This window comes from Bacteroides propionicifaciens DSM 19291 = JCM 14649, assembly GCF_000375405.1.
Classification (GTDB): domain Bacteria; phylum Bacteroidota; class Bacteroidia; order Bacteroidales; family Bacteroidaceae; genus Bacteroides_E; species Bacteroides_E propionicifaciens.
In genome coordinates this window covers 22,852-36,040 of the sequence record NZ_AQWS01000027.1, presented here as the reverse complement: position 1 = coordinate 36,040, position 13,189 = coordinate 22,852, and the positions used below count along the sequence as shown (strand labels likewise).

At 38.4% G+C, this 13,189-nt stretch carries 11 protein-coding genes and 1 riboswitch; of the genes, 5 read left to right on the top strand and 6 right to left on the bottom strand.

Annotated features, from left to right (window positions below; translation table 11 throughout):
- The 3 genes from B091_RS0108920 to lipB all read right to left on the bottom strand — a co-directional run.
- Window positions 1-185: transposase (locus B091_RS0108920; RefSeq protein ID WP_018109661.1), on the bottom strand; the 185-nt coding region annotated here is incomplete at its 3' end.
- 17 nt (window positions 186-202) lie between these two features.
- Window positions 203-1,000, bottom strand: coding sequence for a PL29 family lyase N-terminal domain-containing protein (locus tag B091_RS0108915; RefSeq protein WP_162137975.1), 798 nt, complete (start codon window positions 998-1,000; stop codon window positions 203-205).
- 234 nt (window positions 1,001-1,234) lie between these two features.
- Window positions 1,235-1,436: riboswitch (cobalamin riboswitch) on the bottom strand.
- A gap of 128 nt (window positions 1,437-1,564) precedes the next feature.
- The gene (lipB, locus tag B091_RS0108910) at window positions 1,565-2,242 is read right to left on the bottom strand and encodes a lipoyl(octanoyl) transferase LipB (RefSeq protein WP_262482563.1); all 678 of its coding nucleotides are present in this window, start codon (window positions 2,240-2,242) and stop codon (window positions 1,565-1,567) included.
- Between the two features lie 125 nt (window positions 2,243-2,367).
- Between lipB and B091_RS0108905 the strand changes: the two genes are divergently transcribed.
- Complete coding sequence (locus B091_RS0108905; protein WP_018109658.1) at window positions 2,368-3,228, top strand: helix-turn-helix domain-containing protein; 861 nt, start codon at window positions 2,368-2,370, stop codon at window positions 3,226-3,228.
- A gap of 91 nt (window positions 3,229-3,319) precedes the next feature.
- Here B091_RS0108905 and B091_RS0108900 read toward each other — a convergent pair whose 3' ends face one another.
- Window positions 3,320-5,542, bottom strand: a complete 2,223-nt coding sequence (locus tag B091_RS0108900; protein WP_018109657.1) for a heavy metal translocating P-type ATPase — start codon at window positions 5,540-5,542, stop codon at window positions 3,320-3,322.
- Between the two features lie 425 nt (window positions 5,543-5,967).
- Between B091_RS0108900 and B091_RS0108895 the strand changes: the two genes are divergently transcribed.
- The 4 genes from B091_RS0108895 to gcvP all read left to right on the top strand — a co-directional run bounded on the left by B091_RS0108895 (window position 5,968) and on the right by gcvP (window position 11,277).
- Window positions 5,968-6,795 (top strand): DUF3298 and DUF4163 domain-containing protein, encoded by an 828-nt coding sequence (locus B091_RS0108895; RefSeq protein WP_018109656.1) that lies wholly within the window; start codon window positions 5,968-5,970, stop codon window positions 6,793-6,795.
- 310 nt (window positions 6,796-7,105) lie between these two features.
- The gene (gene rsmG, locus B091_RS0108890; RefSeq protein ID WP_018109655.1) at window positions 7,106-7,726 is read left to right on the top strand and encodes a 16S rRNA (guanine(527)-N(7))-methyltransferase RsmG; all 621 of its coding nucleotides are present in this window, start codon (window positions 7,106-7,108) and stop codon (window positions 7,724-7,726) included.
- 26 nt (window positions 7,727-7,752) lie between these two features.
- On the top strand, window positions 7,753-8,406 hold the full coding sequence (locus B091_RS0108885; protein ID WP_018109654.1) for an MBL fold metallo-hydrolase: 654 nt from the start codon (window positions 7,753-7,755) through the stop codon (window positions 8,404-8,406).
- Window positions 8,407-8,430: 24 nt separating this feature from the next.
- A complete protein-coding gene (gene gcvP, locus B091_RS0108880; RefSeq protein WP_018109653.1) occupies window positions 8,431-11,277 on the top strand; it encodes an aminomethyl-transferring glycine dehydrogenase in 2,847 nt (948 codons plus the stop codon).
- Window positions 11,278-11,378: 101 nt separating this feature from the next.
- Here the strand turns inward: gcvP and B091_RS0108875 are convergent, their stop codons facing one another.
- Window positions 11,379-12,467, bottom strand: coding sequence for an HpaII family restriction endonuclease (locus tag B091_RS0108875; protein WP_018109652.1), 1,089 nt, complete (start codon window positions 12,465-12,467; stop codon window positions 11,379-11,381).
- Window positions 12,468-12,481: 14 nt separating this feature from the next.
- The gene (locus tag B091_RS0108870; protein ID WP_025069604.1) at window positions 12,482-13,102 is read right to left on the bottom strand and encodes an IMPACT family protein; all 621 of its coding nucleotides are present in this window, start codon (window positions 13,100-13,102) and stop codon (window positions 12,482-12,484) included.
- Between the last annotated feature and the right edge of the window lie 87 nt (window positions 13,103-13,189).

The window sequence follows — 13,189 nt, the reverse complement described above, 5'->3', positions numbered from 1 at the left end:
ACGGCTGTATTACCATTGCCTGGAAAGCTCTCAGAACCTTTAAGCTTGTATTGGCTACGCCAACTATAAAGTTGCTTTACGGAGATTCCTAGCTCACTAGCAAACTGACTCAAGTTATCTCTTTCATAGCTAAGCTTAACTGCGTTTTCTTTAAACTCGCGGTCGTATACTTTTCGTTGTTTCATTGGATAAAGATAGTTTTTTATCCCTTAACTAGTTGTGCGGGTAAAGTTAGCAAGTCCAGTATCGCCTTTATTGCAACTTCAGTCAGATTATTAACCGAATAGCTAACCTCTTGGCTAGCTTCGTACTTGAAGAGTACGGGAAGATTATCTTCAGGAAGGCTGATTCTAAAAGAGATGTCTACACGTGATATTTTCAGAACATCCTCAATCCCTACTAGGCTTAATCCTATATAGTCGGCGTTTGAAAGCTCAATATTGTCAAAGGCAGTAAACTTAGGATCAGCTGATGCTAAAATTTCTTTTCCAGATTCATCGAGTAGAGCATAGCTCCCCGACCCTGTATCAACTGTCCAAATTTGACCTATACCTTCCTTATAAAGAGTACCAATCACAGGAAATCCTGTACTAGTCTTTAAAGGTTTTACCTCTAGAGGATCTCTACTAATCGTTGTTAGTTCGGTTGTTTTACCTTGGTAAACAACAGTCCAATAATATTTATTATCCTTCTTAGCAAAGCTTAAAGTTGGTATAGCAGAGTTAGTTTGACCAGAATAAACCGATACAGTAGCAAGATCTCGAAACTTCAGGTCAGCAGAGCCAGCCTCAAGATTTACCTCAGTAATATTTCTATGCTCTGAAAGCATAGTAACTAAGTGCTGCATGCTTTCAACACTCTGGTTTATACGTTCAATAGTAGTCGTTAAATCTTGACTAACCTCACCTCCCTTAGGATTATCATTGTCGCTACAAGCAGTAACGCCAATTAGTAGTAAGGATACCAAAAAGAGATTCTTAAAAATCAATTTACAATTCATCACAACAGTATTATTAGTTATTATTAGAATAATAAAACCAAATACAAGCTGTGCAACGGCTTCTACCTCCAACCAACAGTGTAGAAAAAGCATAGCTAGGACTGATTAATTAGCCGAGTATAACTTTAAATAGACTGTTTGTGTGAGAGACTGTTAATCGAAAACAATACAGAAAGTCTTAAGTGAAATTCACTCAAGTACTAGCTATGTCCATGGTCCCGTGGCACAAATGCATTAATAAATTTGCGATAGGTAGGTCTTCTGGCTCGTCTGATTTAGATCCTTCCCACTTAATTATATATTAAGTAGTGGATTGTAGTAGTTCTAATATTAGCTTTCACTAACAGACTTACAGCAACGGGTATTGCTGCCGAATTTCACGGCATTCCCTCTTAGTAGACTAAAATTTAGTCTAACCTAGCAAACATTGACAAATATACAAGATTAATACTAAGTAATGCAAATAATATCTAAATATAATCACCCCTCGACGAGTTACACTACTGATAAACAACCAGATATAAAAACAGCCCCTTCATACAACTCTCCAAACAAGAGGCAATATTAACGTTTAAAGAGATCTATGAGGTGTTTTTTAAGTCTTTCTTTAACCTCATTCAGGTTGAGCTCTCTGCCTAATTCTTTCTTTAAGGAGGTAACGCCCTTATCAACAAAACCACAAGGATTGATATGGTTAAAATAGCTCAGATCGGTCGATACATTAAAAGCTAGTCCATGCATAGTGACAAATCTACTGCACTTTACACCGATAGCACATATCTTTCTGGGGTGGGCAGAATCGACATCTAACCATACACCTGTAGCCTTATCGAGCCGACTTGCTGAAACCCCATAATCAGCACAAGTTAAAATTACAGCCTCTTCGAGCAGGTGGATATACTCTTTTAGACCTAACCTGAAGTCGTCTAAGTTGAGAATAGGATAAACAACAAGTTGGCCAGGCCCGTGATATGTAATATCACCACCACGATCAATGTGGAAGTAAGTAGCTCCTATTTGTTTTAATAAAGCTTCACCTATTAACATGTTATTGTCGTGACCGTTTTTCCCGATAGTGTAAACTGGGGGATGCTGACAAAATACAATATTATTAACGTATTGTTTCCCACTTAGCTTTGCATCGATTATTTCATTAAATAGAGCCGTTTGCTTTTCCCAAGCCTCAGCATAAGAAATTTCATTCCAATCTACAATTTGCATATCCATAGTGCTATAATTAATTTTAATACAAGAAATAAACAGCACACGACAAATTAATATCGAATTCTGCTCTTTGAGAATAATTATTTACTAAAATAAGAAAACTATCAGATATAGAGTTAGTAAAATATAGTATATTTGTTTTCATGGCAAGTAAGATTAATTTAGATTTCGATTTTCCGCAAGTTGACCTACCTAGCAGTGTTTTAGCTTGGCATAACATCACGCAAGATTTGCTTAATTTATATAAGCAAGCATGCAGACTTCAAGCGGGTATTTTCGCTATATGTTTGAAAGGCGAAATGAATGTTTCGATAAATTTAATTGACTATAAAATCAGAAAAGGTGACTTAATTACTCTTTTTCCTGGCTCTATTATTCAGTTTAAAGAATCTACATCACCCATTCGCCTCTGCTTTACTGGTTTTTCGGGCGATACCATTAGTCAAATTAACTTAATGGAGGTTACGGCAACCTCTTATCATAAAATAATAGAGAAACCTGTCATACGCGTAGCGGACAATGTCCGATCTTACTTAGAAGACTATTTTACACTTTGGGCAAAACTATCTAACGACGAATCAGTCCCAGTTCATCCCGAAATTATTCTATGTGCCATGCGATCAATTCTTATAGCTGTTGCTAATATTTATCAGGAACATCCGTTTAAAGAGGTAACACGCACACGCCAGGAAGAAATTTATAGGGAGCTATTATTACTGATTACCCAAAACTATATGAATGAGCGTACAGCACAATTCTACGCCGAACAATTAAAACTTACTCCACAGCACCTTAGCACTACTGTTAAACATGTGACTGGTGGAACTGTGCTCGACTTAATAGCACATGTTGTAATCATGGATGCCAAAGCAAAATTGAGATCAACCAATATGTCGGTACAAGAAATAGCTTATGCTCTCAACTTCCCTACGCCCTCATTTTTTGGTAAATACTTCAAAAGATATGTAGGTATGAGCCCACTCTCCTACAAACAAAAGAGATAAAAGCTTTATGCTTGTTTAGATAAAGATCCACTTAAAAGGGCCTTAATACACGATGATATTAAGGCCCTTTTAACATATAAATCATTAGATTTTAAATCTTACTTCTATCTAAGGTCAACGAGTTTAGAACAACAGATACTGATGATAATGCCATAACGCTTCCCATAAGCACTGGGCTCAACAAAGCACCTGTAATAGGTACTAATAAGCCAGCAGCAACAGGCAATGCCAAGATATTGAAGACAAAAGCCCAAAGTATATTTTTGCGTATTAAGCGTACCGTACGTCTAGACAAGCGAATCGCACGAGGAAGCAAAGAGAGGTCAGAGGTCATTAGTGTAATCATCGCAACATTCATTGCAATATCAGTTCCTCTACCCATGGCAATACTCACATCCGAACAAGCTAAAGCTTGCGAATCGTTTATCCCATCACCGACCATCGCTACACGGCGACCTTGAGCTTGCAACTCACGAATGTAAGTTTCTTTCTCATCTGGAAGAACTTCGGCTTTGATGGAGTCGATTGCTAGTTTTCGAGCCACAGCCTTTGCACTACGCTCACTATCTCCTGTTAACATAGTCACCTGAAGTCCCATTCTCGAAAGCTCTCGTATTGCTGATAGAGAAGAGGGTTTCAACTGGTCAGTTACAGAAATAATTGAGAGTAATTGGTCTTCTTTACCGAAGTAGATAATATTATAGCCCTTTTCTTCGTAGCTACCCAACATCTCTACTAGAGCACCCTTAACTTCAGCTTTAAACTCTTGTTTCAGACGTTTACCACCCACCCAATATTTTTCTTTTTCATACTCGACAATCAGTCCTTTACCTGCGATATTCGTTACTGCTTCTAAATCTACAGGTTTGACCTTCTGCTTCATAGACAACTCCTCGAGCAGGGTTAAAGCAAGTGGGTTATCTGAGCGCGACTCTGCAGCTAAAAGTATTTGTTTATACTTCAACTCTTGAGGTACAGCCCACAACCACCCCACAATGGCTGGTCGTCCTTCAGTGATTGTTCCAGTCTTATCAAAGACGACAGTATTAATTTTATGCATTTGCTCAAGGGCAAACATATCTTTAATAAGGATGTGCTGATGCATACCTTTATTTACACCTACCAAAAGAGCAATAGGAGAAGCTAAGGCCAAAGCACAAGGACAGGCTATAATCAATACAGATATAGCAGTATAGAGTGCATAAGCCACACGAGATTCACCTCCAAAAATTAGCCAACCCATCAAACTCAATAGCGAGATTACTAGCACAATAGGAAGATATACCGAGGTTACCCTATCTACAATACGCTTAACGGGAGCTTTCGAGCTTTGAGCTTCCTGAACCATACGTATAATTTGAGCTAAGAAAGTATCTTCACCCACCTTTTCGGCACGTACTGTGAGGCGGCCACGCTGATTTACTGTACCAGCGGTAACTTTTGAACCTATCGCTTTTTCGACAGGCAAAGGTTCACCCGATAACATGCCTTCATCTACATAAGAAGCTCCATCAATTACTTCACCATCAATAGGAATCTTTTCGCCTGGTTCAATAAGAATCACATCATTTACCTGTAATTTCTTAAGTGGAGTTTGCTGATGTTCCCCTTGACTTATAACTATTGCAGTTTTAGGACGAAGCCCCATCAGGTTACGAATAGCCAAGGTCGTACTACCTTTGGTACGGATTTCTAGAAATTTACCAGTCAAAACAAAAGCTATGATTACTACAATCGAACCATAATAAGTTGTAGGGACAATCCCATTAATAATCCAATATTGAGGCCAAAAAGTATTAAACACACTAAATAAAAAAGCAACGCTTACACTTATTGCAACCAAAAGGTCAACACCATAGATCTTTCTTCTGATCTTGCTCCAAGCACTTGAGTAGAATCCTCTGCCAAAAAACAACAAGACAGTCAGTGCCATCAACATTCTTAGGTAACCAGCATAGGTAAATGAGTCAAAAAATCGACTGACCGACAGAAGTAAGAGAGGAACTGCAAAAACCCAAGACCCGATAACCTCCGCACGAAGTTTTTGGTATCGTGTAATCTGTTCTTTTTCTTGTAATTCAATTTGATCTTCTTGATCAATAATAATATCATATCCGACAGAAAGTACTCCAGCTCGAATTTGCCCAACTGTTATCCGAGTAATATCGTATTTTATCAATACTGTATTATTCTCCACATTGGCTTTTACTTCGATAACTCCTAGCAATTCGCTTATCGCCTTCTCTACTTTATGCCCACAACGAGCGGTGTTCATATTGACAACAGGAAAAGTTTTACGTGCTATTTTATTCATATTTGTAGAGTTTGTTTATTAGGATTAGGATATTAAAATCAATGAAAATGTTGAGTTATATCTTATTATTAACAGACCATATGCTAAAATTGTTCTGCTAAGAATAAGTTAAAACTATAATAGATAGCACTAATAATCGGTTATTACAAGCTATTGACCAATCATTATTGAGTTTTGTTAAATTTAGGATTTCAAGACAAAGCTGTTAAAACAAGAAGCCCTACCGAATTTCATATGCTAAACTTCTTGTCAATATCGTTCATGAGATAAAACCAGCTAGTCGTTTAATCGAAACGAGTTACTCGCTACATGCAAATGACCCACTGGTCGCATGGGAAGTAACTAATATAAGACTATTTAGTATTGAACTGATGAGGAGAACTTTAGTTTGTGTAAATTTGTTCATTAAATAAAATATTAACAAAATGAAAAACTTACTTATCCGAAATAGCCTATTAATTTGCATGCTATTTTTCTTCTCCTCTTGCTCAACAGCCAATAAGACTGGAGACTTAGTGTTTAAAAACTTTTCTAAACAAGGAAAGACTCACCTATTCAACGATGAAAAGGCTCCGAAAGCAACTTTTGAATTTAATGTTGAATACCCTGTTAAGGGTGATACTCAACTTATGGAGTGGGTTCAAAGCCAAATCTCTGTTTTTAATTTTGGCAAATCCTTTACAAGCCTAAAAGACCAAGAAGCAGTTGACAAGTTTGCCGAAAACTATAATAAAGGCTATATAGACGAAATACAACCTATGTATAAGGAAGAGCTTGAGCGAATAGAGAGTAAAGATGATATAGGACATTGGTATAATTACGAAATTACACTTCAATCTACACCTGTGTTATATAAAAACGACATTTTAGTAATAGAGAGCCTTAGCTACGAATATACAGGAGGTGCGCATGGGATTTCAAGCATTCACTACCTCAATTTAGACTTGGCTAACAAAAGCAAAATCACGTTTAAAGAACTCTTCTTGCCCAATGCCAAAGATCAGCTAACAGAGCTTATCAAGGAGCAACTTAAGAAAGATCTAAAAACAGACTCTCTCGATAAAGAAGGCTATTGGAGCAAATCAATTGAATCAACAAATAATATCAGAATTACCGATACGGGGGTTTGTTTTGTTTATAATGTCTATGAAATTGCTCCCTATGCAATGGGCCCAACACAGGTAACTGTGCCTTTTGCTAAACTAAAAGACTTATTAAATAAGAAAAACCAGACAGTAAACAAGCTGTTATAGACTATTGATATATAAAGGATTACAAAATAAATCGTACTAACCATCGTCACTAAACCCCTTATTCATTTTGCATGAATAAGGGGTTTAAAGTTAAAGACAAAAGCTCTTTTGGCTTTTTGATTCTAGTGAACTGCCTCATCAAGATAAATGGAAATAGTAATAAATAGATTATATTTGTCATTAGGCTTAATTTCACCGTACCACAAGTTATTACTCCTAGTTTTGTAAAAGAAACTCAACGGTTGTCTAAACGCTTGACTGGTTGAAAAAGAAGGCCTATTTTAAACAAAATCGAAACAAACAACCTATCATGGATTTAATTCTTAAATACTTCCCAAACTTAAGCGACGAGCAAAAAAAACAATTCGAAGCATTATACGATTTGTACATTGATTGGAACGCTAAAATCAACGTCATTTCTCGCAAAGATATTGAGAACCTTTACCCTCACCATGTCTTACACTCACTAGGTATTGCAAGGGCAATCAACTTCAAACCCGGTTCTAAAGTTATGGATTTGGGTACGGGAGGTGGATTCCCGGGAATTCCTTTAGCTATTATGTATCCTGAGACACATTTTCACATGGTGGACAGTATAGGTAAAAAAGTAAAAGTTGCACAGGAGGTAGCCTGGGCTATAGGCCTAACAAATGTATCTTTTAAGCATGCAAGAGCGCAAGAAGAAAAACAAGAATTCGATTTTGTTGTTAGTAGAGCAGTAATGCCACTAATGGACCTCTTGCAAATCATAAAAAAGAACATCAGCAAGAAGCAACAGAATGCTTTGCCCAACGGACTAATCTGCCTTAAAGGCGGTGAGCTTGAAAGTGAAGTAATGCCTGTAAAGAACAAAGTCACTATTTTTGACTTAAACCAAGAGTTCGAAGAAGAGTTCTTCGAAACTAAAAAGGTGGTTTATGTGCCAATTTAAAATCAACAAATCTAAAGACAGACAATATGAATATTAAGAAATTCGAATTCAATATGTTCCCTGTCAACACTTATGTGTTATGGGACGAAACCAAAGAAGCAGTAGTAATTGACCCAGGAATGTTTTTCTCTAGAGAAAAAGAAGAACTAAAGCAATTTATCGCCGACAACGGACTTACTGTAAAGCATCTGCTAAACACACATTTACACCTTGACCACGTATTGGGCAACCCTTATATGATGGAAGAGTATGGACTGAAGGCTCAGGCGCACCAAGCTGATGAGTTTTGGTTAGACGGTGCTGTTCAACAAGGCCGTATGTTTGGCTTTGAGCTCGAAGAGAAACCTGTTCCACTAGGTAAATATATTCACCAAGGAGATACCATTGCTTTTGGTAATACAAAACTAGAAGTCTTCGAGGTACCTGGTCACTCACCTGGTAGCGTCGTATTTTTCAATAGAGAGTCGGGCGACCTTATCGTTGGAGATGTACTCTTTAACGGTAGTGTAGGACGTGCAGATTTGCAAGGAGGTAATTTTAATGATTTAAAGCAGAATATTATCGGAAAACTCTTTATCTTACCTAATGAGACAGTGGTACATCCTGGACATGGTCCTTCGACCACAATAGGACACGAAAAAATGTATAACCCATTTTTCACAGACATATCCACACATTAGTAGAACTTTAAAAACTTAAACCCTATGAAAACTAATTATCTGGCCGATAGGCATATTGGTATTAATGAGACTGACATACAAGAGATGCTTAAGAAAATAGGCGTCTCTTCTCAGGCCGAGTTAATAAAGAAGACTTTTCCTGCAAATATCCTACTCAAAGAGAAGCTTGATTTGCCTCCTGCTCTTTCTGAATATGCCTATCACCAACACATTGTTGAGTTAGCTCAAAAAAACAAGATATTTAAGACTTATATCGGTCAAGGATGGTATAACACCATTACACCCGCTGTAATTCAACGCAACGTATTCGAAAATCCCGTATGGTACACCTCTTATACCCCTTATCAAGGTGAAGTATCACAGGGAAGACTTGAAGCCTTAATGAACTTTCAAACTGCTGTTAGCGATTTGACAGGCCTTCCACTAGCCAATAGCTCTCTACTTGATGAAGCTACTGCTGGAGCCGAAGCTGTGGCAATGATGTTCAACCTCAGATCAAGAAACAAAAAGAAAGCAGATGCTAATCTTATCTTCATTGATCACTCCGTATTCCCCGATACCAAAGCAGTAATTAAAACAAGAGCTATTCCACAAGGCTTAGAGATTGTAGAGGGTGATTACAAAACTTTTGAGTTTACCGATAAGGTATTTGGTGCAATTATCCAATACCCCAATAATGAAGGTAGTGTTGAAGACTACCGCAGCTTTGTTGAATCTGCACACAAAAATGAAGCACTAGTTGCCGTTGCTGCTGACATTCTTAGCCTTACCCTACTTACTCCTCCTGGAGAATGGGGTGCTGATATTGCTTTTGGAAGTACACAAAGATTCGGAATTCCACTGTTTTATGGTGGTCCTTCGGCTGGCTACTTTGCAACTCGAAGTGACTATAAACGCCATATTCCAGGACGTATTATAGGATGGTCTAAAGATGCCTATGGCAAACTTTGTTACCGTATGGCACTCCAAACACGTGAGCAACACATTAAACGTGAGCGTGCAACCTCTAATATTTGTACAGCTCAAGCCCTTTTGGCTACAATGGCTGGATTCTACACAGTCTATCACGGTGCTGAAGGATTGAAAGAGATTGCTTCATCGATCCATACCAAAGCATTCAAGCTTAGTGAGGGCCTAAAAAGCTTGGGATACACTCAAGCGAACGAACATTTCTTCGATACGGTTTACGTAAAATTACCTACAGGTATTAACCGTGAGTTCCTACAAGAAATTGCGCTAACCAAAGAAATTAACTTCAGATATCACCCAAGTGGTGATTTATCAATAAGTATTGATGAAACTACTACTGATACTGATATTGAAAACATATTAGAAGTATTTGTGGTTTCAGCCAATAAAACTCAAGCTCCTAAACTTAAAGAGGGTTCAGCTATTCCTAAAGAGTTGACTAGAACTTCCGATTTCCTATCGCATGAGGTATTTAAGAAATACCATACCGAAACCGAGATGATGCGTTATATCAAACGCCTCGACCGAAAAGATATTTCTCTTGCACATTCAATGATTTCATTGGGGTCGTGTACGATGAAACTCAACGCAGCATCCGAAGTGATTCCGATGACAAGACCCGAATTCATGGGTTTACATCCGCTTGTTCCCAAAGATCAAGCTATTGGGACACTCGAAATGATTGACAACCTAAGCTCCTTGCTAAAGACCATCACTGGGTTCGACGGAATCAGCCTACAGCCCAACTCTGGAGCCGCAGGTGAGTATGCAGGATTGCGCACCATACGCTCTTACCAAGAGAGCATCGGACAAGGACATCGCAACAAGGTTATTATTCCAGCCTCAGCACACGGCACGAACCCTGCATCTGCAGTACAAGCTGGTTATGACATTGTTATAGTCGATTCTGACGAAGGTGGTAATGTTAGCATGGAAGATTTCCGCAAGAAGGTAGATCAGCACAAAGATGAAATTGCTGCCCTGATGATTACTTACCCCTCAACTCACGGTATTTTCGAAGAGGATATCGTTGAAATCTGTGAGCTAATTCACAAAGTAGGAGGTCAAGTATATATGGATGGAGCAAATATGAATGCCCAAGTAGGATTAACTAATCCTGGTTTTATCGGTGCAGACGTATGTCATCTTAACCTACACAAAACCTTTGCAATTCCACACGGTGGAGGTGGTCCTGGTGTTGGCCCGATTTGCTGTGTTAAGCATTTGGTTCCATTTTTACCAGGTCACGCCTATTTCGGCAACGATGAGAATCAAGTTTCATCGGCTCCCTATGGTAGTGTAGGTGTAATGCCCGTTACTTATGGCTACATCCGCATGATGGGCGAAGAGGGTCTTAGAAGAGCAACTATAGCTGCAATTATAAATGCAAACTATCTAGCAGCCAACTTCAAGGATACTTATGGCGTAGTTTACCGTGGAGCCAACGGCTTTGTGGGACACGAGATGATTCTAGAATGTCGCAAAATTAATGCTGAGGTAGGAATCTCTGAAAACGATATCGCCAAAAGATTGATGGACTTTGGTTACCACTCACCTACGCTTTCATTCCCTGTATATGGAACACTAATGATTGAACCCACAGAAAGTGAAAGTAAAGCAGAGCTAGACAACTTTATCAAAGTAATGGATACTATTTGGGAAGAGATCCAAGAGGTTAAGGCTGGAACCTATACTCTAGAAGATAACGTATTGGTCAACTCACCACATCCCGAATATGAAATGGTGGCCGATGAGTGGAAACATAAGTACAGCAGACAAAAAGCTTGTTACCCTATCCAGAGTGTGAAGGACAATAAGTTCTGGCTAAACGTAGCACGTATTGATAATACGTTGGGCGATAGAACTCTATTGACCACACGCTACGAAACTTTTGACAACTAGCATTTAGCTAATAGCAAACTATAAAAATATCCCCACTATAATTCAAACTTATAGTGGGGATATTTAATATTAACTTATATTCTTGACTAGCCTATATTAGGTTATCGTTTAATCAAGCCAATCTTAGCATTGAGTTTAAAATAGTAAACTCCATTTTCACGCTCTAAGTAACCGTACTTATCCTTTTCGGTGGGACCCTTGAGGAAACGAGTATTTAGGTATAAGAAATCTTCAAACGTTTTTCTTTCACTTTTGTGGTAACCCAAAATAGATCCATCAGCGCCAACAAGCAACATACCTTGAACAGAAGAGTCAAGCCCGTCGAATATCTTTGCTGGACGCATACCACAAACCAAGGTCATTAAGAACTGCTTCATCTTGTATTCATAGAAATGATGTTTCTGAATAAGATCTTCTTTTACCTTCACTGGGTTGCTCTTTTTGATTAGGTTCATTACCTCATATACACGAGGTTTACCCTCCATATGAAAGGTACGCACCATCTCGCCAAGTATACGACCAAAGTGAAGGTCCATCATGTTAAGATTGCATCTAAAGACACGATCAGCAACATCAGCATACTTTAAAGTACCGCCCAACTCTTCAATGAACATAATTCTATCTCGAACACTTTCAGCAGAATCAAGTGCATTGATATTCAATATCTCTGGTTGAGCAAACTTTTTGTTCCCGGTTAATTCAAATTTTAAGTTGGCAGCTCTACCTCCATCCAGTATCGGACGCATAGAAGCCAATTTGGATTGAATAATAAAACCCGAAGGGATGTTGTGTTCCGACCAAAAACCAAGTTTAAGATCTGTGCGATCCATTGTTTCGGGTTCTAATTGATAGATTTGAGCTGTGTTTAAAAAAGCCTCAATATCTGCGGGGCACTCTATTAACTCCTCAGAATTCGCACGAATTAAGTCTAACACCTTATCAGACATAGCAGCTAAAGCACCACGATGTAATTTAATGTAATCGCCTTTACCTTCAACCCGTACCATTTCATCTTCGATAAAATAACGACGAACACCGTCATGATCTTCTCTATCAATAACAGCTAGGGGCCAAAAGGCACGTTCATTCAATTCTCCTCGGTGATTACCCTGACAAAGTTTTCCATCGGCCAATAACCGTAAGAAAACATATAATTCACTCCACTCTTTTTTGCTTGCACTAAATGCCATAAAACTTCTGGTATTTATATTTCAGTGTCATCGTGTTCATCTACGAAAAGTAGAGACTGCACCTTTGACAAACGATTTCTTAATAATTCAATTTGTGAACGACGAATTTGAAGGGTCATAGCACACGACATTTCAAAGTTCTGACTAAGAATAGTGGGTTCCATTTCTTTGACAATTCGCATGACCTCATTCATAAAGGGATACTCAAAAGTAATGCTTACAGTTTCATTAATTGTTTTCTCTACAATTACGGCTTGCTCTAAGGCATTAGCAGCAGCAGCTTTATAAGCTACAACCAGCCCTCCAGTACCTAGTTTTATCCCTCCAAAATAGCGAACTACAGCAATCAATATATCTGTAAGCTCGAAAGAACGAATCTGCCCTAGAATTGGACGCCCCGCTGTCCCTGAAGGTTCTCCATCGTCGTTAGCTCTAAACTTAACCTCATCGGTTCCTATATGATACGCCCAACAAATATGTCGAGCATCATAATAGATTTTCCGTAATTCATCCAAATGTGACTTGACTTCCTCTTCAGAATTTACAGGAATAGCCAAGCTTACAAATTTGCTTCGCTTTTCGCTAAAGCTACCTTCGTAAGTTTCTTCTATTGTCTTATAAATATCATCTTCCACAATCATAGCTGCAAATATAAATAATTTCGAGCAGCATTTGGGAGTTCTCTTTATCAATAAAATAAGAATTCATCTCACGAGCACCTA